The sequence below is a fragment of the Comamonas faecalis genome (assembly GCF_039538025.1).
GTDB classification, from domain to species: Bacteria; Pseudomonadota; Gammaproteobacteria; order Burkholderiales; family Burkholderiaceae_C; genus Comamonas_C; species Comamonas_C faecalis.
Genome location: NZ_BAABBP010000002.1, coordinates 107,852 through 133,002, shown reverse-complemented (window position 1 = coordinate 133,002; position 25,151 = coordinate 107,852). Strand labels below are relative to the sequence as shown.

General features: G+C 68.7%; 25 protein-coding genes. 14 read left to right on the top strand and 11 right to left on the bottom strand.

All coding sequences use genetic code 11. The annotated features are described in order from the left end of the window. Positions 1-198 precede the first annotated feature (198 nt). From murC to ABD767_RS01750, 8 genes are all read left to right on the top strand, one after another. A complete protein-coding gene (gene murC / locus ABD767_RS01785; RefSeq protein WP_103045516.1) occupies positions 199-1,599 on the top strand; it encodes a UDP-N-acetylmuramate--L-alanine ligase in 1,401 nt (466 codons plus the stop codon). Next, entirely contained in the window at positions 1,596-2,597 is a 1,002-nt protein-coding gene (locus tag ABD767_RS01780; RefSeq protein WP_103045515.1) for a D-alanine--D-alanine ligase, read from the top strand. The genes murC and ABD767_RS01780 overlap by 4 nt, the downstream gene beginning before the upstream one ends. Then, positions 2,594-3,409 (top strand): cell division protein FtsQ/DivIB, encoded by an 816-nt coding sequence (locus ABD767_RS01775; protein ID WP_103045514.1) that lies wholly within the window; start codon positions 2,594-2,596, stop codon positions 3,407-3,409. Before ABD767_RS01780 ends, ABD767_RS01775 begins: the two co-directional genes overlap by 4 nt. A 12-nt stretch (positions 3,410-3,421) precedes the next feature. Further along, positions 3,422-4,651 (top strand): cell division protein FtsA, encoded by a 1,230-nt coding sequence (ftsA, locus tag ABD767_RS01770; protein WP_103045513.1) that lies wholly within the window; start codon positions 3,422-3,424, stop codon positions 4,649-4,651. 161 nt (positions 4,652-4,812) lie between these two features. Beyond that, on the top strand, positions 4,813-6,003 hold the full coding sequence (gene ftsZ / locus ABD767_RS01765) for a cell division protein FtsZ (protein WP_103045512.1): 1,191 nt from the start codon (positions 4,813-4,815) through the stop codon (positions 6,001-6,003). Between the two features lie 159 nt (positions 6,004-6,162). Next, positions 6,163-7,086, top strand: coding sequence for a UDP-3-O-acyl-N-acetylglucosamine deacetylase (gene lpxC, locus ABD767_RS01760; protein WP_103045511.1), 924 nt, complete (start codon positions 6,163-6,165; stop codon positions 7,084-7,086). A gap of 16 nt (positions 7,087-7,102) precedes the next feature. After that, a complete protein-coding gene (locus ABD767_RS01755; RefSeq protein WP_344867879.1) occupies positions 7,103-7,279 on the top strand; it encodes a hypothetical protein in 177 nt (58 codons plus the stop codon). Positions 7,280-7,622: 343 nt separating this feature from the next. Beyond that, the gene (locus ABD767_RS01750) at positions 7,623-8,180 is read left to right on the top strand and encodes a polymer-forming cytoskeletal protein (RefSeq protein ID WP_103043623.1); all 558 of its coding nucleotides are present in this window, start codon (positions 7,623-7,625) and stop codon (positions 8,178-8,180) included. A 56-nt stretch (positions 8,181-8,236) separates the two neighbouring features. On the opposite strand, the gene ABD767_RS01745 is transcribed toward ABD767_RS01750, so the two are convergent. Then, on the bottom strand, positions 8,237-8,665 hold the full coding sequence (locus ABD767_RS01745) for a hotdog domain-containing protein (protein WP_103043624.1): 429 nt from the start codon (positions 8,663-8,665) through the stop codon (positions 8,237-8,239). Positions 8,666-8,708: 43 nt separating this feature from the next. On the opposite strand from ABD767_RS01745, the gene ABD767_RS01740 reads away from it, so the two are divergent. From ABD767_RS01740 to ABD767_RS01720, 5 genes are all read left to right on the top strand, one after another. Next, on the top strand, positions 8,709-10,538 hold the full coding sequence (locus ABD767_RS01740; RefSeq protein WP_103043625.1) for an ABC transporter transmembrane domain-containing protein: 1,830 nt from the start codon (positions 8,709-8,711) through the stop codon (positions 10,536-10,538). 435 nt (positions 10,539-10,973) lie between these two features. Then, positions 10,974-11,537: a DUF6622 family protein gene (locus tag ABD767_RS01735; RefSeq protein ID WP_103043626.1), complete on the top strand. Its 564-nt coding sequence runs from the start codon at positions 10,974-10,976 to the stop codon at positions 11,535-11,537. A 12-nt stretch (positions 11,538-11,549) separates the two neighbouring features. Beyond that, positions 11,550-11,843, top strand: coding sequence for a 2TM domain-containing protein (locus tag ABD767_RS01730; protein ID WP_344867875.1), 294 nt, complete (start codon positions 11,550-11,552; stop codon positions 11,841-11,843). 136 nt (positions 11,844-11,979) lie between these two features. Beyond that, positions 11,980-13,044 carry a histidine kinase gene (locus ABD767_RS01725; RefSeq protein WP_103043627.1) on the top strand — a complete coding sequence of 355 codons (1,065 nt, stop codon included), beginning with the start codon at positions 11,980-11,982 and terminating at the stop codon, positions 13,042-13,044. Further along, the gene (locus ABD767_RS01720) at positions 13,041-13,853 is read left to right on the top strand and encodes a LytR/AlgR family response regulator transcription factor (RefSeq protein ID WP_344867872.1); all 813 of its coding nucleotides are present in this window, start codon (positions 13,041-13,043) and stop codon (positions 13,851-13,853) included. Before ABD767_RS01725 ends, ABD767_RS01720 begins: the two co-directional genes overlap by 4 nt. A 109-nt stretch (positions 13,854-13,962) precedes the next feature. Here the strand turns inward: ABD767_RS01720 and ABD767_RS01715 are convergent, their stop codons facing one another. Genes ABD767_RS01715 through ABD767_RS01705 form a run of 3 tightly spaced genes read right to left on the bottom strand, consistent with a single transcriptional unit; the run spans position 13,963 to position 16,909 of the window. Further along, complete coding sequence (locus ABD767_RS01715; RefSeq protein WP_103043629.1) at positions 13,963-15,000, bottom strand: DctP family TRAP transporter solute-binding subunit; 1,038 nt, start codon at positions 14,998-15,000, stop codon at positions 13,963-13,965. A gap of 32 nt (positions 15,001-15,032) precedes the next feature. Continuing rightward, a complete protein-coding gene (locus ABD767_RS01710; RefSeq protein WP_103043630.1) occupies positions 15,033-16,331 on the bottom strand; it encodes a TRAP transporter large permease subunit in 1,299 nt (432 codons plus the stop codon). Further along, positions 16,328-16,909 (bottom strand): TRAP transporter small permease subunit, encoded by a 582-nt coding sequence (locus ABD767_RS01705; protein WP_103043631.1) that lies wholly within the window; start codon positions 16,907-16,909, stop codon positions 16,328-16,330. The genes ABD767_RS01710 and ABD767_RS01705 overlap by 4 nt, the downstream gene beginning before the upstream one ends. A 274-nt stretch (positions 16,910-17,183) precedes the next feature. Between ABD767_RS01705 and ABD767_RS01700 the strand changes: the two genes are divergently transcribed. Beyond that, a complete protein-coding gene (locus ABD767_RS01700) occupies positions 17,184-18,125 on the top strand; it encodes a LysR family transcriptional regulator (protein ID WP_103043632.1) in 942 nt (313 codons plus the stop codon). Positions 18,126-18,216: 91 nt separating this feature from the next. Here the strand turns inward: ABD767_RS01700 and ABD767_RS01695 are convergent, their stop codons facing one another. The 7 genes from ABD767_RS01695 to ABD767_RS01665 form a co-directional block, all read right to left on the bottom strand. Beyond that, positions 18,217-19,059, bottom strand: coding sequence for an HAD family hydrolase (locus tag ABD767_RS01695; protein ID WP_344867867.1), 843 nt, complete (start codon positions 19,057-19,059; stop codon positions 18,217-18,219). 51 nt (positions 19,060-19,110) lie between these two features. Continuing rightward, positions 19,111-19,509: a CbiX/SirB N-terminal domain-containing protein gene (locus ABD767_RS01690; protein ID WP_103043633.1), complete on the bottom strand. Its 399-nt coding sequence runs from the start codon at positions 19,507-19,509 to the stop codon at positions 19,111-19,113. Positions 19,510-19,564: 55 nt separating this feature from the next. Further along, on the bottom strand, positions 19,565-20,944 hold the full coding sequence (locus ABD767_RS01685) for a GTP-binding protein (protein WP_103043634.1): 1,380 nt from the start codon (positions 20,942-20,944) through the stop codon (positions 19,565-19,567). Between the two features lie 13 nt (positions 20,945-20,957). Next, positions 20,958-21,890 carry a sulfate adenylyltransferase subunit CysD gene (cysD, locus tag ABD767_RS01680; protein WP_103043635.1) on the bottom strand — a complete coding sequence of 311 codons (933 nt, stop codon included), beginning with the start codon at positions 21,888-21,890 and terminating at the stop codon, positions 20,958-20,960. Between the two features lie 115 nt (positions 21,891-22,005). Next, positions 22,006-22,854: a phosphoadenylyl-sulfate reductase gene (locus ABD767_RS01675; protein WP_103043636.1), complete on the bottom strand. Its 849-nt coding sequence runs from the start codon at positions 22,852-22,854 to the stop codon at positions 22,006-22,008. Continuing rightward, positions 22,851-23,270 (bottom strand): DUF934 domain-containing protein, encoded by a 420-nt coding sequence (locus tag ABD767_RS01670; protein ID WP_103043637.1) that lies wholly within the window; start codon positions 23,268-23,270, stop codon positions 22,851-22,853. Before ABD767_RS01670 ends, ABD767_RS01675 begins: the two co-directional genes overlap by 4 nt. Before the next feature lie 11 nt (positions 23,271-23,281). Beyond that, positions 23,282-25,066 carry a nitrite/sulfite reductase gene (locus ABD767_RS01665; protein WP_103043638.1) on the bottom strand — a complete coding sequence of 595 codons (1,785 nt, stop codon included), beginning with the start codon at positions 25,064-25,066 and terminating at the stop codon, positions 23,282-23,284. Positions 25,067-25,151 lie beyond the last annotated feature (85 nt).

Below are 25,151 nucleotides of genomic sequence, written 5' to 3'. Positions count from 1 at the left end.
AAGCCGCACTGATGTGCGGCGAGGACGGGCAACGCAGCAAATGCCGCCTTTGCGGGACAACCCTTTGGGCAAGGCAGCAAAAGATCGCACTCGTTGTTGCGTGTCTTGCCCAGGCGGCCGGCATGGGCCGCGACACGCGCCTAGATTGCGCCCTTTTGCTGTCTTGCGGACGTCACGTAAAGGCTTGGGACAGGCTCTATGAAACAGGCCATCCGTCACATCCATTTCATCGGCCTGGGCGGCTCGGGCATGTGCGGCATCGCCGAGGTGCTGCACAACCTGGGCTACCAGGTCTCGGGTTCGGATCAGAGCGACAGCGCCACGCTGCGCCGCCTGGCCGGGCTGGGCATTGCCACCCATGTGGGGCACGACGCGGCGCACATCGCCGGCGCCGACGCGGTCGTCACCTCGACCGCGGTGCAGGGCGACAACCCCGAGGTGCTGGCCGCACGCGAGAAGAAGATTCCGGTCGTGCCGCGCGCGGTGATGCTGGCCGAGCTGATGCGCCTGCGCAAGGGCATTGCGATTGCCGGCGCGCACGGCAAGACGACGACGACCAGCCTGGTCGCCAGCGTGCTGGCCGAGGCGGGGCTGGACCCCACCTTCGTGATCGGCGGGCGCCTGAACAGCGCCGGCACCAACGCCAAGCTGGGCCGGGGCGAGTACATCGTCGTCGAGGCCGACGAGTCCGATGCGTCGTTTTTGAACCTGCTGCCGGTGATGGCCGTCGTGACCAACATCGACGCCGACCACATGGAGACCTATGGCCACGACTTCGGCCGGCTCAAGCAGGCTTTCGTCGACTTCCTGCACCGCATGCCGTTCTACGGCACGGCCATTCTGTGCATCGACAACCCGGCGGTGCGCGAGATTGCCGGGCGCATCGCCTGCCCTGTGACCAGCTACGGCCTGGCCGAGGACGCGCAGGTGCGCGCGGTCGAGGTGCGCGCCGTCGGCACGCAAATGCATTTCACGGTGCAGCGGCGCAACGGCGTGACGCTGCCCGACCTGCAGGTGCGGCTCAACCTGCCGGGCGTGCACAACGTGCTCAACGCGCTGGCGACGATTGCGGTGGCCACCGAGCTGGGCGTCGACGACGACGCCATCGTGCGCGCGCTTGCCGCGTTCACCGGTGTGGGCCGGCGCTTCCAGAGCCACGGCGAGCTGCCGGCGCAGGGCGGCGGCAGCTTCACGCTGATCGAGGACTACGGCCACCACCCGGTGGAGATGGCCGCCACCATTGCCGCCGCGCGCGGCGCCTGGCCGGGCCGGCGCCTGATGCTGGTGTTCCAGCCGCACCGCTACACGCGCACGCGCGACTGCTTCGAGGACTTCGTCCAGGTGCTGGGCAGCGCCGATGCGCTCTTGCTCACCGAGGTCTACAGCGCGGGGGAGGCGCCCATCGTCGCCGCCGACGGCCGCGCGCTGGCGCGCGCGGTGCGCGTGGCCGGCCATGTCGAGCCGGTGTTCGTCGACGCCGTGGGCGAGTTGCCCGAGCGCATCGCCCAGCTGGCGCAGGACGGCGACGTGGTGCTGTGTATGGGCGCGGGCTCGATTGGCGCCGTGGCCGGCAACTTGGCGCAGGAGCTCAAGCAATGACACAGCAAACAACGCAAAACCCCACGCCCGCGCAGATCGCCGCCTGGGGCAAGGTGGCCGTGCTGATGGGCGGCAGCTCCGCCGAGCGCGAGGTCTCGCTGATGTCCGGCGGCGGCGTGCTGCAGGCGCTGCGCTCGCGCGGCGTCGACGCGCACGCGTTCGACCCGGCGCAGGCTGACCTGTGCGAGCTCAAAAGCCACGGCTACCGCCGCGCCTTCATTGCGCTGCACGGGCGCCACGGCGAGGATGGCACGGTGCAGGGCGCTCTGGAGCTGCTGGGCATTGCCTACACCGGCCCGGGCGTGATGGCGTCGAGCATTGCGATGGACAAGGTCATGACCAAGCGCATCTGGCGCTTCGAAGGCCTGCCCACGCCTGACTGGCGCCTGGTGGCCAGCAGCGCCGAGACGGCCCGGGCCTTCCAGGAGCTGGGCGCGCCGATGATCGTCAAGCCCGCGCGCGAGGGCTCGACGCTGGGGCTGACCAAGGTCACCTCGCTGGGCCAGTGCGAGCAGGCCTACCTGCTGGCCGCGCGCTATGACCCCGAGGTGCTGTGCGAGCAGTTCATCGACGGCGAGGAGACCACCTGCCCGGTGCTGGGCCAGGGGGGCGGCGCCCGCGCACTGCCGGTGATCCGCATCGTGGCTCCGCAAGGCAACTACGACTACCAGAACAAATACTTCACCGACGCCACGCAATACCACTGCCCCAGCGGCCTGCCCGCGGCCGAGGAGCGCGCGATCCGCGAGCTGTCGGTGCGCGCCTTCCAGACGCTTGGCTGCCGCGGCTGGGCGCGCGTGGACATCATGCTGCGCAAGAGCGACCGCAAGCCGTTTCTGCTGGAGATCAATACCTCGCCCGGCATGACCGGGCATTCGCTGGTGCCGATGGCCGCGCGCGCCGAGGGCACCAGCTATGAAGACCTGTGCCTGCACATTCTGGCCGGCGCGTCGCTGGACGCGCTGCAAGGGCGCGAGCACGCGGGAGAGGGCCCATGAACGCCGCGCTGCAGGTGCCGCTGGACGTGCGGCTGATGAACTGGACCGCCACCATGCTGTTGCTGCTGGCCTGCGCCGGCGCGCTGGTGCTGGCCGGCACCTGGGCGCTGCGCCTGCCGGTGTTCTCGGTGGTGCGCGTGTCGGTTACCGGCGACCTGGCGCACACGCAGGCGGCGGTCGTGCGCGAGCGCGTCGCCGGGCAGCTGCAGGGCAATTTCTTCACGATGGATCTGGCGCAGGTGCGCGCCGCCTTCGAGCACCTGCCCTGGGTGCGCCGCGCCCAGGTGCGCCGCGACTTTCCCAACGGCCTTGAGGTGCAGCTGCAGGAGCACGACGTGGCCGCCTACTGGGGCGAGCCCGGCAGCGGCATGCTGGTCAACCGCCACGGCGAGGTGTTCGAGGCCGACGGCGACGGCCTGGAGAGCGACAACCTGCCGCGTCTGCTGGGCACCACGCCCGACGCCGCCTCCGACATGCTGCAGATGGTCGGCCAGCTCGCGCCGGTGCTCGCGCCGCTGGGCTCGGCCATCGACACGCTGCAGCGCACCGCCCACGACGGCTGGCGCGTGACGCTGGACAGCGGCGCCGTGCTGCAGCTGGGCGCAAGCGACTCGCAGCCGCTGCTGGCGCGCGCCGCGCGCATGGTGCGCACGCTGGCGCCGGTGGCGCAGCAGCAGGGGCGCGGCGTGCAGGACCTGGAATACGCGGATCTGCGCTACGCCGACGGCTATGCGCTGCGCCTGCGGGGCGTGACGACGATTGACGTGGAGGGCGGCGGCGCGCGCAATCGCACGCCGGGCCGCAGAGGGTAGGAAAGCAACGATATGGCAAGAGAATACAAAGATGTCGTGGTGGGCCTGGACATTGGCACGGCCAAGGTCATGGCCGTCGTGGCCGAGGTGCTGCCCGGCGGCGAGCTCAAGCTCGCCGGCCTTGGCATGGCCGCGGGCAACGGGCTCAAGCGCGGCGTGGTGGTCAACATCGATGCGACGGTGCACAGCATCCAGCAGGCGCTCAAGGAGGCCGAGCTGATGGCCGACTGCAAGATCCAGCGCGTGTACACCGGCATTACCGGCAGCCACATCCGCGGGCAGAACTCGCACGGCATGGTGGCCATCAAGGACAAGGAGGTGTCGGCCGCGGACGTCGCGCGCGTGGTCGAGACCGCCAAGGCGATCTCGATCTCCAGCGACCAGCGCCTGCTGCTCGTCGAGCCCCAGGAGTTCGTGATCGACGGCCAGGACGTCAAAGAGCCGATCGGCATGAGCGGCATCCGCCTGGAGGCCAACATCCACATCGTCACCGGCGCGCAAAGCGCGGCCGAGAACATCATCAAGTGCGTGCGCCGCTGCGGCCTGGAGGTCGAGCAGCTGATGCTCAACCCCTTGGCCAGCAGCCAGGCGGTGCTGACCGACGACGAGCGTGAGCTGGGCGTGGCGCTGGTGGACATCGGCGCGGGCACGACCGACGTGGCCATCTTCACCGGCGGCGCGATCCGCCACACCGCGGTGATCCCGATCGCGGGCGACCTGATCACCAGCGACATTGCCATGGCGCTGAGAACGCCGACCAAGGACGCCGAGGACATCAAGGTCGAGAGCGGCCACGCCAAGCAGCTGCTGGCCGACCCCGACGTGCAGGTCGAGGTGCCGGGCCTGGGCGACCGCAGTCCGCGCATGCTCACGCGCCAGGTGCTGGCCGGCGTGATCGAGCCGCGCGTCGAGGAGATCTTCCAGCTGGTGCAGCAGGCGATCCGCGACTCGGGCTACGAGGAGGTGCTGTCGTCGGGCATCGTGCTCACCGGCGGCAGCGCGGTGATGCCCGGCATGGTCGAGCTGGGCGAGGACATCTTCCTGAAGCCCGTGCGCCGCGGCCTGCCGCTGTACTCAAGCGCGCTGGCCGACATGGTCGCCCAGCCGCGCGCGGCCACCGTCATGGGCCTCTTGGAGGAGGCGCGCATGGCGCGGCTGCGCGGTTTCAAGGTGGCGGCCAAGAGCGGCTCGGTCAAGACCGCGTTCGGGCGCTTCAAAGACTTCATCGTCGGGAACTTCTGACATGGCCGCGCAGCACACCCTGCTTTGCTCCACCGGGCCGCCGCAGCGCAAGCGCGGCCGCTGGCGACCGACCGGGCCGCCGGCGCGCGCGCCCACCGAGTTTCGTTTTTCATCCGTTTTTTCAACTCCATCCATCACAACACTGTTACAGGAGCATCCTCATGGCCATCGAAATGATTGAGACCGAAGCGTTCAACCAGGGGACGCAGATCAAGGTGATCGGTGTCGGCGGCGGCGGCGGCAACGCCGTCGAGCACATGATTGCGCGCGCCGTCCAGGGCGTCGAATTCGTCAGCGCCAACACCGACGCGCAAGCGCTGTTGCGCTGCTCGGCACACCGCACCATCCAGCTGGGCAACAACGGCCTGGGCGCGGGCAGCAAACCCGAGAAGGCGCGCGAGGCCGCGCAGCTGGCAGAAGAAGACATCCGCCAGGCCATCGAGGGCGCACACATGCTGTTCATCACCGCCGGCATGGGCGGCGGCACCGGCACGGGCGCCGCGCCCGTGATCGCTCGCATCGCCAAGGAGATGGGCATTCTCACCGTCGGCGTGGTCACCAAGCCGTTCGAGTGGGAGGGCAAGCGCCGCATGCAGAACGCCGACGACGGCCTGGCCGAGCTCGAAGCCAACGTCGACTCGCTGATCGTCGTGCTCAACGAAAAGCTGCTCGAAGTGCTGGGCGACGACATCACCCAGGAAGAGGCTTTTGCCCACGCCAACGACGTGCTCAAGAACGCCGTCGGCGGCATTGCCGAGATCATCAACGAGTACGGCCAGGTCAACGTCGACTTCGAAGACGTGCGCACCGTCATGGGCGAGCCCGGCAAGGCCATGATGGGCACGGCCACCGCCGCCGGCCCGGATCGCGCGCGCATCGCCGCCGAGCAGGCGATTGCCTGCCCGCTGCTGGAGGGCATCGACCTGTCGGGCGCCAAGGGCGTGCTGGTGCTGGTCACGGCCAGCAAGGGCAGCCTGAAGCTGTCGGAGTCGCGCCTGGCGATGAACACCATCAACGCCTACGCCTCGCCCGATGCGCACGTCATCTTCGGAGCCGCCTATGACGACACGCTGGGCGACGAAATCCGCGTCACTGTCGTCGCCACCGGCCTGTCGCGCGTGCAGGCCCGCCGCCAGCCCATGCAGGTCGTGCAGGGCAGCCTGCGCACCGGTACCGACAACGTCGAATACGCCATGCCGATCGGAGCCACCGGCACCGACTACGGCAACATGACCGTGCCCAGCGTCTGGCGCAACAACCGCACCCAGGCCGCGGCGCGCGTCGATGCGCTGTCCTCGGGCGGCATGGACGACCTGGAGATCCCGGCGTTTCTGCGCCGCCAGGCGGACTGATCCGCGCCAACGGGTCACGCGCCGCCGGCGCGCCCGCCCCCAGGCGGTGCGCCGGCTTTTTTCTGCCTGCAAGCACCCTGCGCAATGACGTTGTTTGACTGCAGGGCTTGGGGCCGCCGGCGGGGCGCGCCGGGCCGGGCCGACTAAAATCGACCGCCTATGCTTCAGCAACGCACGATCAAGACCCTGACCCGCGCCGTCGGCGTGGGCCTGCACAGCGGCCAGCGGGTCGAGCTGACGCTGCGCCCCGCGCAGCCCGATACCGGCATCGTGTTTCGCCGCACCGACCTGCCCGAGCCGGTCGATATCCCGATCTCGGCCGAATCGGTCGTCGACACGCGCATGGCATCGACCATTGGCGTCGGCGACGCCAAGGTGCACACCGTCGAGCACCTGATGTCGGCCTGCGCCGGCCTGGGGCTGGACAACCTCTACATCGACATCACCGCCGAGGAAGTGCCGATTCTCGACGGCTCGTCGGCTTCGTTCGTCTTCTTGCTGCAAAGTGCGGGCGTCGAGCTGCAGAACGCCCCCAAGCGCTTCATCCGCGTCATCCGCCCGGTGGAGGTACGCGAGGGCGAGGGCCACAACCTGAAGTGGGCGCGGCTCGACCCGTACCACGGCTTCAAGCTGCGCTTCGAGATCGACTTCGCCCACCCGGCGGTCGACTCAACCGGCCAGAGCGTCGAGTTCGACCTGGGGCAGGGCAACTACGCGCGCGACATTGCGCGGGCGCGCACCTTCGGCTTCACCAAGGACGTGGAAATGCTGCGTGCCAGCGGCCTGGCGCTGGGCGGCGGGCTGGACAACGCCATCGTCATGGACGACTACAAGGTGCTCAACTCCGACGGCCTGCGCTACGACGACGAGTTCGCCAAGCACAAGATCCTGGACGCAATGGGCGACCTGTACCTGGTCGGCCGCCCGCTGCTGGCCGCCTACAGCGCCTTTCGCAGCGGCCACGCGATGAACAACCAGCTGCTGCGCGCACTGCTGGCCCAGCCCGACGCCTGGGAGGAGGCCACCTTCGCCTCCGAGCGCCAGGCGCCCGCGGGTTTTGCCCGGCCGATCCAGGCCTGGTAAGCGCCCCCGCCGTCCCATGGTCATCGTCCGCACCCTGGTCATGCTGCTGCTCGTCGTGGCGGCGGTGTTCTTCGCTCTGTTTGCCGCCACCGGCCGCCAGCACTACAAACGCTGGGGCCTGGTCATCCTCAAGTGGACGCTGATCGCCGCCGCGGTGTTCTTCGGCGTGCTGATCGCGCAGCGCATCGGCTAGTACAGCAACCTGGAAGTAGAGGAACACAATGAAAGCGATGGATTCGCGCCCAGGGCAAGGCGCAAACCGCAGCGATAGCCGTAGCTATCGCGAGGATTTGCAACGCCGCCATGGGTGCGAAGACGCGCTTTCATGTTTCGATACTTCCAGGTTGCTGTACTAGGATTTTTGGGGTTGGTGCTGGTGCCTGCCTCGGCGCCTGGGCCTGCCCGCCTGTGTGCTTGCGCAAGCGCTGCAAGTGCATGCAACGAGCGACGGGTTTGGTTACCGCTCTTGCGTCCTGAGCCCCGGTGTATCGGCTGCGCCTGCCTACGATGTCCTTTGTGTTTTGAAAGGAGTACCGATGGCTGTGCAAACCCCGTTCTTTGGCAAGCGTGACGGCAATGCTTTTTCTTCTCGCGGCGTGGCCGCGCCCACGGCGCCAGAGCCCGCATCGGTGCGCCCCGCCGTGACCGGAACGCCGCTGGCAAGTCCCGCGCCTGCAGCGGCTGCGGCCAGGGCCAGCGGGCCGGCCGAAGGGGGCAGCAAGCTCACCGTCGGCCCCAACATCAAGCTCAAGGGCGTGGAGATCACCGACTGCGACACGCTGGTCGTCGAGGGTACGGTCGAGGCGACGATGGACTCGCGCGTGATCCAGATCGCCGAGCAGGGCGCGTTCAAGGGCAGCGCCGAGATCGATTTCGCCGAGATCCACGGCGCGTTCGACGGCTCGCTGACCGTGCGCCAGAAGCTGGTCATCCACGGTACGGGCCGCGTCAGCGGCAAGATCCGCTACGGCAAGCTCGTGGTCGAGGAGGGCGGCCAATTGTGCGGAGAGGTGCAGGTGGGCGTGGGCAGCGGCGCGGGCCGGCCGACCAGCGCCGCCGACGCACAGGACAGCGCGGCAGTGGCCGTCGCCTGATTGCGGTCACTCGAACATCTGGAGTGCCAGCCGGCCCGTGGGTCGGCTGTTTCGTTTCAGCTGGAGGCCTGCACCTGCGGCGGCAGCGGGCGCGGCCGGCCCTGGGCGTCGATGGCCACATAGGTCAGGCGCGCCTCGGTCACCTTGATGTATTCGCCCTGCTGGGCCACGCATTCGGCGAACACCTCGACCTCGACGGTCACCGAGGTTCGCCCGCGCCGCGTGATGGCCGCGTAGAACGACAGGATGTCGCCCACGCGCACCGGGTTCTTGAAGATGAACTCGTTGACCGCCACCGTGGCCATGCGCCCCTGGCCCACGCGCGCGGGCAGCACCGATCCGGCCAGATCCACCTGCGCCATCACCCAGCCGCCAAAAATGTCGCCGTTGCTGTTGGTGTCGGCCGGCATCGGGATGACTTTCAGAACCAGCTCCTTGCCCGAGGGCAGGTTGCAGGTGGGGCGCAGCGCGGGGGTGTTGGTCATGGGCACAATCGGGTGATCTGAAGAACACCGTTGATTGTCCCCTATGCGCCGCCACGGCGAACCCTCCCCCCCGCTACCCGACGCCCCCGACCGCCCGCGCACCGACGCCCAGACCCTGGCCCGCCTGCTGCCCTACCTGTGGCAGTACCGCTGGCGCGTGGCCGCGGCGATTGCCTTCATGGTGGTGGCCAAGGTCTCCAACGTAGGCGTGCCGCTGCTGCTCAAGCAGTTGATCGACGCGATGACCATCCCGCCCGGCAGCACGACGGCGCTGCTCGTCGTTCCCGTCGGCCTGCTGCTGGCCTATGGGCTGCTGCGCTTTGGCAACACGCTGTTCAACGAGTTGCGCGAGCTGGTGTTTGCCAAGGCCACGCACGGCGCGGCGCGCGCGATTGCGCTCACCACCTTTGAACACCTGCACCGCCTCAGCCTGCGCTTTCACCTGGAGCGCCAGACCGGCGGCATGACACGCGACATCGAGCGCGGCGTGCGCGGCATCGAGTCGCTGGTGTCGTTCGCATTGTTCAACATCGCCGCGACCCTGGTCGAGGTGGTACTGGTGCTGTCCATCCTGGGCAGCCGCTTCGACATGGGCTTCGTGTTCATCACGCTGGTGGCGCTGGTGCTGTACGTCGGCTGGACGGTGAGCGTGACCGAGTGGCGCATCCAGTACCGCCGCCAGGCAAACCAGTTCGACTCGGCCGCGCACACCAAGGCGGTCGACTCGCTGCTCAACTACGAGACCGTCAAATACTTCAACAACGAGCACTTCGAGGCCCAGCGCTACGACGTCAGCCTGGAGCAGCTGCGCCGCGCGCAGCTCAAGAGCCGCAGCACGCTGGGCGTGCTCAACCTGGGCCAGCAACTCATCATCGCGGTGGCGCTGGTGGCCATGCTGTGGCGCGCCACCGAGGGCGTGGCCGCCGGGCGGCTGACGCTGGGCGACCTGGCCATGGTCAACGCCTTCATGATCCAGATCTACATACCGCTGAACTTCCTGGGCGTGATCTACCGCGAGATCAAGCAGAACCTGACCGACCTGGACCGCATGTTTGTGCTGATGGATCGCCCGCAGGAGGTGGCCGACGCGCCCGGCGCGCTGGCGCTGGCGCTGCCGGCGGCGGGCAGCGCGCCCACGGTGCGTTTGGACGACGTGCACTTTGCCTATGAGGCGAGCCGCCCCATCCTGCGCGGCGTGAGTTTCGAGATTCCGGCGGGCCGAACCGTGGCCGTCGTCGGCCCGTCCGGCGCGGGCAAGAGCACGCTGGCGCGGCTCTTGTTTCGCTTCTATGACATCCAGGGCGGGGCAATCACCATCGACGGCCAGGACATTCGCCAGGTGGTGCAGGAGAGTCTGCGCCGCGCCATCGGCATCGTGCCGCAGGACACGGTGCTGTTCAACGACACCGTGGCCTACAACATTGGCTACGGCCGCCCGGGCGCCAGCCAGCGCGAGATCGAGCAGGCGGCGCGCGCCGCGCGCATCCACGACTTCATCGCCGCCACGCCTCAGGGCTACCAGACCATGGTCGGCGAGCGTGGGCTCAAGCTCTCGGGCGGTGAGAAGCAGCGCGTGGCCATTGCCCGCACGCTCCTCAAGAACCCGCCCATCCTGGTTTTCGACGAGGCCACCAGCGCGCTGGATTCGGCCAACGAGCGCGCCATCCAGGCCGAGCTGCGCGAAGTGGCGCGCGGCAAGACCACGCTGGTCATCGCCCACCGCCTGTCCACCGTGGTCGATGCGCACGAGATCCTGGTGATGGAGCACGGCCGCATCGCCGAGCGCGGCACCCACGCCGCGCTGCTGGCCGCGGGCGGCGCGTATGCGCGCATGTGGGCGTTGCAACAAAATGTGGGCGAAGACCGCCCCTGACAGCTCAAAGAAGACCGCGTATGTGGTGCGGTGCAACCATGCGCAGGCTCGATTTATCGAGCACTTTGAGGTCTTCAGCAGATGCAGGCGCAGGTGTCCAGCGCTGGGCTGCCGTTCGCCAGCCCGGCTCTGGAGGGTGGCTCGGCAAGCACGCTGCCCCAGGCAGGTTTCTGCGCCTCGCTCAAAAAAATTCAAACGCTCCCGTGCGATGGACACCTGACGCTGGCGGCCTTGCGCGTTGGCGTTGGTGCTCAATCAACAGGCGATAGGCGCGCCGTCAGTGCGTAGCGCGTCACCTCCGGCTGGCCGCCGCTGGCGCAACCTGGGCGCATCTGGCACCGCATCAGTGCCTTCCGTCGCAAAGCGCTCGCACGTGACGACCACCCCGCGCACCATGCGCCCATCGCCATTTTTTCCCCTTTTCGGAGAATCCCCATGTTGCTTGCCCAACTGCTCGCCCAGCACCCCGAAGCCATCGTCGACATCGTGCGCCAGACACCTTCCTGGGTTGGCGCACTCCTGGCTTTTCTGCTCGTCCTTGGTCTGTCGGCCACCCGCACCCGCAAGGTTTCCCTCACCCGCCTCGTGCTGCTGCCGGTGGCCATGGGCGGCCTGGCACTTTGGGGCGTGCAAGCAGCCTTCGGCGCCACTGCGCATCTGGCAGCGCTGTTGGCGCTGTGGGCCGTCTGCGCCGCTGCCGTGTTGGCGGCCTGCAGCCGTCTGACGCCACCTGCGGGCGCGCACTGGAACACCTCCACGCGCAGCATTCACCTGCCCGGCAGCTGGGTGCCGATGGGACTGATCCTGGCCGTGTTCCTGATGAAATACGGCATCGGCGTGCAGCTGGCAATGGAGCCGTCACTGGCGCACGACACGGGTTTTGCCGGCACGGTGACGGCGCTGTATGGCCTGCTGTCCGGCTACTTCGCGGCGCGTGCACTGTGCGTGCTGCGGCTGGCCCGCGGCGCCGTCCCAACCCTGCGCTCTCGCCAGGCCTGAAAGGAGCGCCACGTGCCGCGAACACACGCTTTCGACGAGGAGCGCATCGAACGCCTGGCGCGCCGCCGCGCCGGCGCCAAAATGGGCTGGTTCATTCACGCGCTGGTCTACGTCTGCGTCAACGCCGGCCTGGCGCTGATCACCTGGCAGACCGGCTGGACGTGGCACCTGTATCCGCTCGCCGGATGGGGCCTGGGGCTGGCAATCCACGGGCTCGCCGTCTGGCTGGGCGGGGGCGGGATAGGCTTGTATGAGCACCTGCTGCAGGCCGAGCGCAATAAGCTCTCGCGCACACGCCGGAGTTGAACGCATGGTCGTCGTCCACCACCTTTCACCCACGCGCGAGGCGGCGTGAAGCGGGTAGTGCGGGTTTTCATGCTCAAATCGATCACTGGCACCTGATGGGCGAGCGCAGGCAGCCATTTGCGGCACGACACACTCCATGAAAATCGACGGGTACGACATCCTGCGCCACGGCCTGCAAGTGCTGGCCTTTTGCTGCGTGGTCGCGGTCTTCACCACGATGATCTGGTCGACTGGAGGGTACTGGCGCCAGCTGCTGTATTCGGTGTGCATCGGCGGCTTGACCTGGCTGACCATCGAGTTCGGTCGCCTGCTGGTGCCGTCCGAGCACTGCCATCGCGACCCGACGCGTGACGGCCACGGCTGGCCCAAGGGCTGGCGTGGGCTGCTGCTGACGGCCATCGGCATCGCCGTGGGCTTTCTCGGCGGTTCGTGGCTCGCGGCACGGCTGCTGGGCGAGACGACGCGGATGCCGACGCACGACTTGCGGCTGGCGCTGCTGGTCACCATCGCCGCGGGTGTCACGGCGAGCTTCTACTTTCATGCGCGCGGCCGGCAGGCGGCGCTGCAGGCGCACATCGCTGCCGCTGAGCGCGACGCCGCGCAGGCGCGGCTGATGCTGCTGCAAAGCCAATTGAAGCCGCACATGCTGTTCAACACGCTGGCCAACCTGCGCGCGCTGATCAGTGTGGATCCGGCTGCGGCGCAGCAGATGCTCGATTGTCTGGTCGACTACCTGCGCGCCACACTTGGCGGCTCGCGCGCCACGCTGCATCCGCTGGCGGATGAGTTCGCGCGCCTGGCGGACTACCTGGAGCTGATCGCGGTGCGCATGGGGCCGCGCCTGACCTACCGGCTTGACCTGCCCGACGCGCTGCGTGCCGCGCAGGTGCCGACCCTGCTGCTGCAGCCGCTGGTGGAAAACGCCATCCGCCACGGGCTGGAGCCGCAGGTGGCCGGCGGCAACGTGCAGGTGAGCGCGCAGGCCACGGCGGACGGCACGCGGCTGGCGCTGCAGGTGCGCAACAGCGGCGCGCCGCTCGCTGCCCTCCTGCCCCACGCAGATACTGCGCCGGGCCGCTCCTTCGGCCTCACGCAGGTGCGCGAGCGCCTGCGCACGCTGTACGGCGACGAGGCCAGCTTTGAATTGACCTCCGACGACGCAGGCCACACCTGCGCCAACATCACACTCCCCTTGCAATGACCGCAACCGCCCCACGCGCCCTGATCGCCGAAGACGAGCCGCTGCTGGCGCGCGCGCTGCAGCAGGAGCTGGCCCGCGTCTGGCCCGAACTGGTGATAGCCGCCACCGTGGGCGACGGCCTGGCCGCCGTGCGTGAGGCGCTGGCGCTGCGCCCCGAGGTGCTGTTCTTCGACATCCGCATGCCCGGCCAGAACGGGTTGGAGGCGGCGGCAGAAATCTTCGACGACTGGCCTGCCGACCAGCCGCTGCCGCTACTGGTCTTCACCACCGCGTACGACCAGTACGCGGTGCAGGCCTTCGACGCGCAGGCAGTCGACTACCTGCTCAAACCCATCCAGCATGAGCGGTTGGAAAAAACCGTGGAAAAACTGGCTCAGACGCTTGCCGGGCAAGAGCGAGCAGCTGTGCGGGATGAAGCAGCGCTGCGCCAGCTGCGCGAGCTGCTGGCTGCGCCCGGCCTGCACGCAGGCAGCGCCCAGGCTCCACGCCTTACGGTGCTGCAGGCGGGCCTGGGCAGCGCGATCCACCTCGTGCCAGTGGCCGAGGTGTTGTACTTCGAGGCGGCGGACAAATACGTGCGCGTACTGACGGCGCAGCGCGAATACCTGATCCGTACGCCGCTCAAGGAGCTGACGGCACGGCTCGACCCTGTCGAGTTCTGGCAGGTGCACCGCGGCACGCTGGTGCGTGCAAGCGCGATTGCCACTGCCGAGCGCGACGAAGCCGGGCGCGTGTGGCTGCGCCTGCGCTGGCGCGACGAGCGGCTGGCGGTAAGCAGACTTTACGCGCCGCTGTTCAAGGCGATGTAGCTCCCGATGCCGGATGCGACAGGCGCGGCGCGCGACACGGCGAATGGAGTGGGCATGAAAAAGCCGCTGGCGCTTGAGAGCCAAGCGTCAGCGGCTGTTTTTGCAACGTTTACTTGCTGCGTTCAGCGATCGACTTTTCCGCCGCAGCGATCAGGTCGGCGCCGACCTGGCCCTTCCACTTGGCGACCACGGGGCGGGTGGCGTCGACGAAGGCCTGGCGCTCGGCAGGGGTGAGCTCGGTGACCGTCACGCCCTCGGCGGCAATCGCCTTGAGCAGGGGCTTGCCCGCTTCGACCATGCCCTTGCGCGCAATCGCGATCTCTTCCTGACCGGCCTCGATGGCAGCCTGCTTGACGGCCTCGCGGTCGGCGGGCGTCCAGCTGTTCCATACGTCCTTGTTGACCACGAAGATCAGCGGGTCGTTCATGTAGCCCCACATCGTGATGTATTTCTGCGCCACGGTGTTGAGCTTGGCGGCCTGGTAGACCGACAGCGGGTTCTCCTGGCCGTCCACCGCGCCGCTGGCCATGGCGGGCTGGGCGTCGGCCCAGCTCATCTGCGTGGGGTTGGCGCCCAGCGCGGTAAAGGTGTCGATGAACAGCGGCGAGCCGACGACGCGGATCTTCAGGCCCTTGAGGTCTGCCGGGCTCTTGATGGCGTGCTTGGAGTTGCTGATCTCGCGGTAGCCGTTCTCGCCCCAGGCCAGCGGCACCACGCCGGCTTTCTCCAGCGTCTTGAAGATCATCTGGCCGGCCGGCCCGTGGGTGACCGCGTCGACGGCGGCGTAGTCGGGCATCAGGAACGGCAGCGAGAACAGGTTGAGCTGCTTGACCTGGGGCGACCAGTTGATGGTCGAGCCGATGGCCATGTCGATCACGCCCTGGCGCAGCGCGCTGAACTCGCGCGTCTGGTCGCCCTGGATCAGCGATACGCCCGGGTAGAGCTTGATGTTGATGCGCCCGTCGGTCTTCTCGCGCACCTTGTTGGCCCAGATCTCTCCGCCCTTGCCCCAGGGGAAGGCTGTGCCCAGCACCAGCGACATGCGGTATTCGCTCTTGTAGTTGCTTTGCGCGTGCGCCGCGGGCAGGCCCAGCGTGAGCAAGGCGGCAGCGGCGGCGGTGGCCGTCAAAAAGGTGCGCAGTTTCATGGCGAAGGTCTCCTTGGGGTGAAAAATCTGATTCAGTAACCGAGTTTGGCCGGCAGCCACAGCGCGATTTGCGGAAAGGCGACGAGCGCCACCATGGCGATGCACATGGCGCCGACCAGCCACAGCACCCAGCGCGTCGTCGACTCCATGCGCACATGGGCGATTTTGGCCGCCACCATCAGGTTGACGGCCATGGGCGGGGTGAACTGGCCAATCGCCACGGTGAACACCAGCACGGCGCCAAACCACACCACGTTCCACTCATAGTGCGTCATCAGCGGCTGCACCAGCGGCACGAAAATCAGCATGATGGAGATGCCGTCGAGGAACATGCCCATGATGAGCAGCAGCACGATGAGCAGCGCCAGCACGCCGGTGCTGCCCAGGCCGGAGTTCACGATGGCGTTGGTGATCGGGTCGATCACACCCAGCGTGGACAGCGAGAACGCGAAGATGCCTGCCAGCGAGACGACGATGAGGATGACGGCCGACAGCTCGCCGGCCTCGCGCAGGATGGCGTACAGGTCGCGCAGCCCGATGGTGCGGTGCACCACCATGCCGACGAACAGGCCGTAGAAGACGGCGACGACCGCTGCCTCGGTGGGCGTGAACCAGCCCAGGCGCATGCCGCCGAGGATGACGACCGGCGCGGCCAGCCCCCACGAGGCCTCGCGCAGCGAGCGCCAGAAGCGCGGGCGCGGCAACTGCGCCTCCAGGCTGCCCATGCCGTGGCGGCGCGCCAGCCACACGGCCGGGATGATCAGCGCCAGGCCGGCGAGCACGCCCGGAAACATGCCGGCGGCAAACAGCGCCGGCACCGACGCGCCGGCCACCAGCACCGAGTAGACGATGAAGGCGACCGACGGCGGGATCAGGATGTCGGTAGCGGCCGCAGCGGCCACCACGCTGGCCGAGTACGACGCCGGGTAGCCGGCGCGCGCCATCGCGGCAATCATCACGCTGCCCACGGCGGCGGCCGTGGCTGGGCCCGAGCCCGAGATGCCGCCCATGAACATGGCCACGGCAATCGCGATCAGCGGCAGCATGCCCGGGCCGCGCCCGACGATGGCAGTGGCAAAGTCGACCAGCCGCTGCGCCACGCCCGAGCGGTCGAAGATCGAGCCCACGAGCACGAACATCGGAATTGCCAGCAGCGGGTATTTGCCCAGGCCGGCGTAGAAGTTCTGCGGCACGGCCAGCAGGCCGAACCACTGCGTCTCGGCGTTGGCCAGCGCAATCGCCACGGCGCCGGCCAGCCCCAGCGCCGCGCCGATGGGCACGCCGAGGAACATCAGCACGATGAAGGCGGTGAACAGCAGCGTGGCGATCATGGCATCGGCTCCACGTCGTGCGGATCGCTCAGGTACTGTGCGTCGCTCTGGCGCGTGCGCCGGCGCAGCAGGCCGAGCGCGCGCACCGCGATGAGCAGCGAGAACAGCGGCAGCCAGATCGAATACCACCACTGCGGCACGCCGATGCCGGGCGAGGTTTCCTCGTAGCGCCAGTCGTCCCAGACCACGCGCACGCTGAGCACCGCGATCACCGCAAACAGCAGCGCAAAGAGCAGCGCGCCCAGTTGCGCCAGGCGCCGGCGGCGCGCGGCGCTGCCGCTTTCGGCAAAAAACTCGATGCGGATGTGGTGGTCGCGCGCGATCGCCGACGCGCCGCCCACCATGGCCAGCACGATCATCAGGAAGATCGAGATCTCCTCGGTCCAGGCGAACGAGGAATTGGTGAAGTAGCGCACGATCACGTTGGCGAAGGTGATCAGCGCGAGCAGGGCCATGGTCAGCACCATCAGGGTGTCTTCCAGGCGCAGGCCGCGGGGCTGCTCGGGCGGCGGATTGTCGCGCGCCGCGTCGGCGGCGCGCTGCGTGGGCTGTGCCCCGGGTTCAGCGGTGGGTGGCATGGGTGCGCAAGGCGGGAGAAAAAATCAGGGTGTGGCCCGGGAGCGTAGCGGGATCTGGCAGCGGCAGTCGTGTCGTTTGCCAGCGAGATCGATCCACAGGAGCCGCAGCCAGCGCGCGGGCCGATCCCGGGTGGCGCAAAGCGCTTTTGATTGTGCCTTCAAAAACGGCGCGCTCCGGGCAAGGGTGTTCCCGGGGAATGTTGCGCGGCCAATCGCCCTGCCGGCCCATCGGGGCGTCGCACCGGCGGACGGCGGCGCAGGATAATGCATTCCCATGGAAACCAAATGGCTTGAAGATTTCGTCAGCCTGGCCGAGACGCGCAGCTTCAGCCGCTCGGCGCAGCTGCGCCATGTCACGCAGCCGGCGTTCTCGCGCCGCATCCAGGCGCTGGAGGCCTGGGCCGGCACCGACCTGGTCGACCGCAGCTCCTACCCCACGCGGCTGACCGCGGCCGGCCACACGCTGTACGACCAGGCCATGGAGGTGCTGCAGTCGCTGCACAACACGCGTGCGGTGCTGCGCGCGCACACCGGCGCGGGCGACGACATGCTGGAGTTTGCGGTGCCGCACACGCTGGCGTTCACCTTCTTTCCGACCTGGGTGTCCAACCTGCACCAGGGTTTTGGCCCGTTCAAGAGCCGGTTGATTGCGCTCAACGTGCATGACGCGGTGATGCGCCTGGTCGAGGGCGGCTGCGACCTGCTGGTGGCCTACCACCACGAATCGCAGCCCATTCAGCTCGACGCCTCGCGCTACGACATGGTGAGCCTGGGCGAGGAGTCGCTGGCGCCGTACTCGGTGCCGGCGGGCGAGGGGCGACCGCGCTTCGTGCTGCCCGGGCGCGCCGACGCGCTGCTGCCCTACCTGGGCTATGCGCCGGGCGCCTACCTGGGGCGGCTGACCGACCTGATCCTGCAGCAGGCCAGCGCGCCGGTGCACCTGGACCGGGTGTATGAGACCGACATGGCCGAGGGCCTGAAGGCCATGGCGCTGCAGGGCCACGGCGTGGCGTTCTTGCCGCACAGCGCTGTGCGCCAGGAACTGGAGCAGGGCCTGCTGGTCAACGCCGTGCCCGCTGGCGCGCCGCCGCTGCAGCTGGTGATGGATGTGCGCCTGTACCGCGAGAAGCCCTCGCGCAAGGAGATCGAGGACAAGGGGCTGGCGCAGTCGCTGTGGGCGTATTTGCAGACCCACGAACAGCAAGGCCCGCTTTAGCGCGCGAAATGCGTTGGGCGCGGCGCCGCAGCAGTTGCGCCTGCGCTCGGCGCATCCCCTGCACTCGACTCCACGAATGACTCCAAACGGACTATTTCTGGGGATTGTGGGGGTGGCTTGACGGGGCGCGCGCCGCCAGCAGGTGCTCGGCCAACTCGATGAAGCCGGCTCCGCGCTCGCTGGGCGTGACGTAGCGCGGCAGGTGGTCCAGTTGCGGTACGAAGCGTGCGATGTTGGCCACGCCGATGCTGTGCGGGAAGTGCTCGAACATCAGCTGGTCGTTGGTCGAGTCGCCAATGTAGGCCCAGCGGCCGCGCTCGGCGTCCACGTCGCGCTGCAAGAGCGTGCGCACGATCCAGCGCGCGCCCTCCCATTTGTTGTGCTCGCCATACCAGCCGTTGATGTGGATCGAGCTGACGCTGGCGTGCATGCCGGCTTCGCGCATGCGCTGAACGCACTGGTCGATGGCGGCCTGCGGCAGCTGGGTGAACTCGCTGTGATCGATGGCGATGTCGCATTCGCGCCCGCTCGAATCCTGCGCGCGCCGCGCGCCCGGCACCTGCGCCTCGATCTGCGCCAGCACCTGCTGCATGCGTGCGTAATTGGCAGCGCGCGTGGCCGCGTCCTGCTGGTACAGCGTGCGCAGCTGGCCGCCGGCGGCGTCGTGCACCAGCGCGGCAGCGCCGTTCTCGGCCACGATGGCGTCGATCGGCCAGTCGGCTGCAAACGGGCGGCTCCAGCCCAGCGGGCGGCCGGTGATGGCGATCAGGTGCAGGCCCGCCCGGCGCAGCCGCGCCATGGCGCTGACTACGTCGTCGGGCACGGCGCCCTCGGTGGTCAGCGTGTCGTCGATGTCGGTCAGCACGCCCAGCAGGTCGGCGGGAACGCTCCAGGTGGACAGAGGCGAGAGGGGGCGAAAAAGCGTGGGGGTCACAGGCAATCCAAAAGAAAAGCCGGGCAGTGCCGGCAGCGGGCAGTTTAGGTCTTATGGTCGCGCCAGCGCCTGGCCGGCGAGCCAGTCCAGCAGTCCGGGCCAGCGCGAGAGCACGGGCCAGACCTGCACCTGCAACCCTGGATGCTGCTGCTGCGCCTGGGCGACGAGGGCAGGCAGGTCGCGGCGCACATGGCTGCCCTCGGCCCAGAAGACGGGCAGCAGGCCGACGTGGCGGTGGCCCTGCTGGGCCAGCGCGTGCAGCGCCTGGGGCAGCGGCGGCTGCATCAGCTCCAGAAAGGCCTGGACGACGGCAAGCGGGCGGCCCTGGGCGGCGGCCTGCTGCTGCAGCGCCGCCTGCAGGTCGTCCAGCGTGCGCGCCCAGAGCGGGTCGCGCGAGCCGTGGGCGAACAGGACGATGGCGGTGGGTTGCTGCGGCGCGGGTTGTTCCATGGCCGCGAGTGTAGGGCGGCGGCCACCGCCGCCTATGAAAGAACCACCTTCGGGCTCAGTCGATCAGCACGGCGCCGGCGGTGGCGTGGCTGGCGGTGTCGACCAGAATCATCGCGCCGAGCCGGCGCGCCTGCGCGAAGGGCGCGGCCGGGATGGGCTCTTGCAGCAGCAGCTGCACCCGGCCGATGGCGCCCGCTGCCAGCGTGTCGGCCTCGCGCTGCTCAAGCGTGTGCACGTCCAGCTGGTGCGCGACAGTCTGCACCTTGGCCTTGACCCAGCGGTGGCCGTGCAGCGCCCAGTAGGCGCGGCCGACGACCAGCGGCTGGTCGTCCATCCACGCGACGGTGGCGTGCAGTTGGCGCTGGGCGGGCCAGGCACTGGTGGGCTCTGGCGTGTCCCAGTCGTCAGCCGTGGCGGATGCGGCTTCACCGACGGCCAGCAGCCAGTCGCCGCGCGAGACGTCGACCTCGCGATCCAGCACCACGCCAGCGCTCAGGCCGGCCGTGGCGTCCTGGCCGTCCTGGCTCTGGCGCGTGGCACTGAGCACGCGCGCGGCGGTGGCGCGCTGGCCGCCGGGAAAGACCTGCACGGCCGTGCCCGGTGCGATACGGCCGGCAGCCACGCGGCCCCAGAACACGCGCCGGCCCTGCGAGGTGTCGCTGGAGTCGGAGAATTTCTCGACCCACTGCACCGGAAACGCCAGCGGCAGATGGGCGTCTGCCGCGGTCGCGGGAAGGCCTTCGAGCAGCTGCAGCAGGCTGGGGCCGGTGTAGCCGCACCATGGGGCGTGCGGCGCCACCACGTTCCAGCCCTTGAGCGCCGAGATGGGCACGGTGGCCGCGACGGCCAGGCCCGCGTCCTGCGCGAACTGCGTCAGCGCGGCGCGGATGTGCGCAAACGCCAGCGCCGGGTCGTCCACCGCGTCGAGCTTGTTGACGGCGAACACCAGCGCGGGCACGCGCAGCAGCTGCACCAGCAGGCTGTGGCGGCGCGTTTGCGCCAGCAGTTGCAGGCCGGGGTTGGCCCAGTCGAGCTTGGTGGCGTCGACCAGCACGATGGCGGCGTCCGCCTGCGAGGCGGCGGTGACCATGTTGCGCGTGTACTGCTCGTGGCCGGGCGCGTCGCCGATGATGAATTTGCGCGCCTCGGTGGCGAAGTAGCGCCAGGCGACGTCGATGGTGATGCCCTGCTCGCGCTCGGCGGCCAGGCCGTCGGTGAGCTGGGCCAGGTCGACCTCGCCGGACTTGCTGGCGCCGGCGATCTGGTCTTGCAGCGCGCTGCGGCTGTCCACCAGCAGGCGCCCGATCAGCGTGCTCTTGCCGTCGTCGACGCTGCCGCAGGTGATGAAGCGCAGCGCGGGTGCGGCCGCGTCGTCGGCAGCGCCGAGGCTGGCCTGCGCGGCTGCGGCAGAGGTGGGGGGCAGGATGGTCGTCATGGTGTGTGCCGTCTCAAAAATAACCGTCGCGCTTGCGTTTTTCCATCGAGGCTTCGCTCGTCTTGTCGTCCATGCGCGTGGCGCCGCGCTCGCTCACCGCGGTGGCCAGCGTCTCCTGCACGATGGCCGCCGGCGTGTCCGCCAGGCTTGCGACCGGGCAGGTGCAGGTGATGTCGCCCAGGGTGCGAAAGCGCACGCTCAGTTGCTGCACCTGCTCGCCGTCCCGCGCCGGGGTCAGCGGCGTGACCGGCACCAGCAGGCCGCGGCGCTCGACGACCTCGCGCTGGTGTGCGTAGTACAGCGAGGGCAGGGCGATGCGCTCGCGCTCGATGTACTGCCACACGTCCAGCTCGGTCCAGTTGCTGATCGGGAAGACGCGAAAGTGCTCGCCCGGGGCGATGCGGGTGTTGAACAGCGTCCACAGCTCGGGGCGCTGCGCCTTGGGCTGCCACTGGCCGAAGCCGTCGCGGTGGCTGAAGATGCGCTCCTTGGCGCGCGCCTTCTCCTCGTCGCGGCGCGCGCCGCCGATCAGCGCGTCAAAGCGCAGCTCCTCGACGGCTTCGAGCAGCGTGACCGACTGGTGGGCGTTGCGCGGCTCGTCCTCGCGCGCCAGGCGCACCGTGCCGCGCGCCATCGAGTCCTCGACGCTGCGCACGATCAGCTCGGCGCCCAGCTCGGCGGCGCGCCGGTCGCGAAAGGCCAGCACTTCGGGGAAGTTGTGGCCGGTGTCGATCATCAGCAGCGGAAACGGCAGGCGGCCGGCGCCAAAGGCCTTTTCGGCGCAGCGCAGCATGACGAGCGAGTCCTTGCCGCCGGAGAACAGCAGTGCCGGGCGCTCGAAGCTGGCGGCGACCTCGCGCAGGATGAAGATGGTCTCTTCCTCCAGCGCGTCCAGGTGGTGGTTGCTGACGGTGGCCAGCAGATGGGGCTCGGTGCGGGCGTTCATAAAGTGTTGTCCGTGATCGATGGCGAAGGTGTGGCTGCGGCATGTGCCTGCGGCTTGGCTTGCCGCTTGACGTGCAAGCCGCATTCGCGAAGGTTGTTGGTTTGGCTGCGGCCGGTCACTGCGTGCCCTTCACGCCGCCTGCGGCGGCATGAGCCTGCGCCGAAACAATGCCCTCGGTCGCTGCGCTGCGCGCATCGCCTGCGCCTTGCGGCGCCGAACGCCGCTTGACGTGCAAGCCGCATTCGCGAAGGTCATTGTTTTCCCACCACCAGCGGCCTGAGCGGGGGTCTTCGCCCAGCGTGACCGGGCGGGTGCAGGGGGCGCAGCCGATGCTGGGGTAGAACTGGTCGTGCAGCGGGTTGGTGTCCACCTTGTGCCCGGCCACGTAGTGCCAGACGTCGCCCTGCGTCCAGTGCGCCAGCGGGTTGAACTTGGTGCGCGCCTCGCTGGTGTCGACCAGGGGCGCGGCGCCGCGTGCGGTGGACTGCTCGCGGCGCAGGCCGGTGATCCAGCCCTTCTTGCCGTCGAGCGCGCGCGCCAGCGGCTCCATCTTGCGGATGTCGCAGCACAGGTGGCGCAGTTGCACGCTTTCGTAGAACGCGTCCTGGCCGTGCGTGCGGATGTAGTCGCGCACCGCGTCGGGGCGGGGGTGGTAGACGGTGACCTGCACGCCGTCCTGCGCCTGCAGGCGTTCGAGCAGCGCCAGCGTCTCGGTGTGCAGCCGCCCGGTATCGAGCACGAAGACGGGGATCTGCAGACCCAGCTGCTGCGCGATGTGGGTGATCACCATGTCTTCCACGCCCAGGCTGTTGGCCTGCACGACGGTGCCCAGCGCCGCGGCCTGGCGCAGCGTGTCCTGGGCTTGCTGCAGTTTGCGGCCGTAGTCGCTGCTGGCCTTGGCAAACAGCGCAACAGCCGAGATCTGCACCAGGCGGTCGAGCGTGCTGGCAAAGGCGGCGTTCATGCCGCCTCCCACAGCGCGGCCTCGGCTGCCTGGCGGGCGAACAGCGGGCGCGGCTCGCTCACGTCGCCCTGGTAGAAGCTGGCGTAGCGCGCAAACTGGCGCTGCGCGGCACTGGCCTGAACGCCCTCGGCGAGCACCGCGCTGGAGAAGCCGCTGCGCTGCATGTGCACCAGCTGGTCGATCAGCACGTCACCGGTGGCGCGGATGTCGCCGGCGAAGTGGTAGCGCCGGCGCAGCAGCACGGCCTGGGTGTAGGCGCGCCCGTCGGTGAACTTGGGGAAGTGCAGCTCGACGCGCTGCACGCCGTCCAGCGCGCCGCTGGCCACCAGCTCGGCGATGTCCGCGTCGTTGGCGATCGGCAGGGTGTGTGGTGCGTCCGGCTCGGCGCTGACTTCGTCGTTGGCGATGATGTGCATGGCGATTCCTCTCAGATTTCCAGGGCTTCTTCCCGGGGATGGCGTGCGGCGTTGGCCGCTTCCTTGAATGGCTGGTGGCCGATGCGGCGCAGCGCGTCGATGAACGACTCGCCGCTCTCGCGCAGCTGGCGGTAGGTGGCGAGCAGCGCCTCGACGACGTCGGGCACCTCGGCGGCGGTGAACGCCGGGCCGACGACCTTGCCGCCGACGGCGGGGCCGGACTGCGTGCTGCCGTCGGCGCCGCCGAGCGTGACCTGGTACCACTCCTTGCCGTCCTTGTCGACGCCGAGCACGCCGATGTGGCCGCTGTGGTGGTGGCCGCAGCTGTTGATGCAGCCGCTCATGTGCAGGTCGATGGGGCCTATGTCCAGCTGCTCGTCCAGGTCCTGGTAGCGCTCGAGCACGGCTGCCGCGATGTGCAGCGTGCGCGCGTTGGCCAGCGAGCAGAAGTCGCCGCCGGGGCAGGCGATCATGTCGCTGATCAGGCCGATGTTGGGCGTGGCCAGGCCCAGCTTGTACGCCGCCTGGTACAGCGCCGGCAGGTCGGCCTCGAACACCCAGGGCAGAAGAAGGTTCTGCTCGTGCGTCAGGCGCGCCTCGCCGGCGGAGAACTGCTCGGCCAGGTCGGCCAGCGCCTCCATCGTCTGCGCGTCGGCGTCGCCCGGCGCAAAGCCGGGGCGCTTGAAGGACAGCATCACGGTCTTCATGCCCGCCAGCTTGTGGCCGCGCACGTTCTGCGCCAGCCAGCGCAGGAACAGGGAGCCTTTGGGGTCGATGTTGCTGACCACATTGGCCGGCGCCAGCGGCGGCACGACGAAGTGGCGCGCCACGCGGTCGAGCTCGGCCTGGGTGATGGTGTGCGGCGCGCCGTCCAGCTCGGTGATTGCCTGGAACTCTTTTTCGACCGCATCGATGAAGGCCTGGCCCTCGGCCTTGACCAGGATCTTGATGCGCGCCTTCCACTTGTTGTCGCGCCGGCCATAGGCGTTGTAGGTGCGCACGATGGCCTCGATGTAGTTGAGCAGCTGCGGCCAGGGCAGGAAGTCGCGCACCACGGTGCCGGTGATCGGCGTGCGCCCCATGCCGCCGCCGACCAGCACGGTGAAGCCCGTCTCGCCAGCGTCGTTCAGCCTGCCTTGCAGGCCGATGTCGTACCAGCGCAGCGCGGCGCGGTCTTCCTGCGCGCCGTTGAACGAGATCTTGAACTTGCGCGGCAGGTAGCTGAACTCGGGGTGCAGCGAGCTCCATTGGCGGGTGATCTCGGCGAATGGGCGGCAGTCGACGATGCTGTCGGCGGCAATGCCCTCCCAGGCGTCGCAGTTGATGTTGCGAATGTCGTTGCCGCTGGTCTGGATGCCGTGCATCTGCACGCTGGCCAGCAGCTCCATCACGTCGGCGGCCTTGGACAGCGGGATCCAGTTGAACTGGCAGTTGGTGCGCGTGGTGAAGTGGCCGTAGCCGTAGCGCAGCTTGGGCGCGGCAAGCGTGGCGCCCGGCTGCGACGCTTCCAGCGCGTCCTGCGTGGCCTGGGCGTGGGCCAGCAGCTCGGGATCGGGCCGGTCGTATTCACGGGCGATGCGCGCGAGCATGCGCAATTGCGTGCTGCTGATCTCGCCATAGGGCACGGCGATGCGCGCCATCGGCGCGTAACGCTGGATGTACCAGCCGTTTTGCAGGCGCAGCGGCAGCAGCTGGTCTTCACTCAGCTGGCCCTGCTCCCAGCGCTGTAGCTGGTCGCGGAATTGCTGGGCACGCAGCGTGACGAACTGCTGGTCGAATTCTGTGTATTGGTACATGGCGGAAATCCCTGGGCAAGGCCGCTTTTGTACCTGGGATGCTTTTAAGAATCCAAGATTAAATGCTCATATTGATATAACGATT

Bases quoted from the DNA above. Each gene is read 5' to 3' on its own strand.
- ftsZ (WP_103045512.1), top strand. From the start codon at position 4,813: ATGGCCATCGAAATGATTGAGACCGAAGCGTTCAACCAGGGGACGCAG.
- ABD767_RS01665 (WP_103043638.1), bottom strand. From the start codon at position 25,066: ATGTACCAATACACAGAATTCGACCAGCAGTTCGTCACGCTGCGTGCC.
- ABD767_RS01755 (WP_344867879.1), top strand. From the start codon at position 7,103: ATGGTCATCGTCCGCACCCTGGTCATGCTGCTGCTCGTCGTGGCGGCG.
- ABD767_RS01675 (WP_103043636.1), bottom strand. From the start codon at position 22,854: ATGAACGCCGCCTTTGCCAGCACGCTCGACCGCCTGGTGCAGATCTCG.
- ABD767_RS01710 (WP_103043630.1), bottom strand. From the start codon at position 16,331: ATGATCGCCACGCTGCTGTTCACCGCCTTCATCGTGCTGATGTTCCTC.
- ABD767_RS01745 (WP_103043624.1), bottom strand. From the start codon at position 8,665: ATGACCAACACCCCCGCGCTGCGCCCCACCTGCAACCTGCCCTCGGGC.
- cysD (WP_103043635.1), bottom strand. From the start codon at position 21,890: ATGAACGCCCGCACCGAGCCCCATCTGCTGGCCACCGTCAGCAACCAC.
- ABD767_RS01720 (WP_344867872.1), top strand. From the start codon at position 13,041: ATGACCGCAACCGCCCCACGCGCCCTGATCGCCGAAGACGAGCCGCTG.
- ABD767_RS01750 (WP_103043623.1), top strand. From the start codon at position 7,623: ATGGCTGTGCAAACCCCGTTCTTTGGCAAGCGTGACGGCAATGCTTTT.
- lpxC (WP_103045511.1), top strand. From the start codon at position 6,163: ATGCTTCAGCAACGCACGATCAAGACCCTGACCCGCGCCGTCGGCGTG.
- ABD767_RS01715 (WP_103043629.1), bottom strand. From the start codon at position 15,000: ATGAAACTGCGCACCTTTTTGACGGCCACCGCCGCCGCTGCCGCCTTG.
- ABD767_RS01740 (WP_103043625.1), top strand. From the start codon at position 8,709: ATGCGCCGCCACGGCGAACCCTCCCCCCCGCTACCCGACGCCCCCGAC.
- ABD767_RS01780 (WP_103045515.1), top strand. From the start codon at position 1,596: ATGACACAGCAAACAACGCAAAACCCCACGCCCGCGCAGATCGCCGCC.
- ABD767_RS01685 (WP_103043634.1), bottom strand. From the start codon at position 20,944: ATGACGACCATCCTGCCCCCCACCTCTGCCGCAGCCGCGCAGGCCAGC.
- murC (WP_103045516.1), top strand. From the start codon at position 199: ATGAAACAGGCCATCCGTCACATCCATTTCATCGGCCTGGGCGGCTCG.
- ABD767_RS01690 (WP_103043633.1), bottom strand. From the start codon at position 19,509: ATGGAACAACCCGCGCCGCAGCAACCCACCGCCATCGTCCTGTTCGCC.
- ABD767_RS01725 (WP_103043627.1), top strand. From the start codon at position 11,980: ATGAAAATCGACGGGTACGACATCCTGCGCCACGGCCTGCAAGTGCTG.
- ABD767_RS01735 (WP_103043626.1), top strand. From the start codon at position 10,974: ATGTTGCTTGCCCAACTGCTCGCCCAGCACCCCGAAGCCATCGTCGAC.
- ftsA (WP_103045513.1), top strand. From the start codon at position 3,422: ATGGCAAGAGAATACAAAGATGTCGTGGTGGGCCTGGACATTGGCACG.
- ABD767_RS01705 (WP_103043631.1), bottom strand. From the start codon at position 16,909: ATGCCACCCACCGCTGAACCCGGGGCACAGCCCACGCAGCGCGCCGCC.
- ABD767_RS01670 (WP_103043637.1), bottom strand. From the start codon at position 23,270: ATGCACATCATCGCCAACGACGAAGTCAGCGCCGAGCCGGACGCACCA.
- ABD767_RS01775 (WP_103045514.1), top strand. From the start codon at position 2,594: ATGAACGCCGCGCTGCAGGTGCCGCTGGACGTGCGGCTGATGAACTGG.
- ABD767_RS01700 (WP_103043632.1), top strand. From the start codon at position 17,184: ATGGAAACCAAATGGCTTGAAGATTTCGTCAGCCTGGCCGAGACGCGC.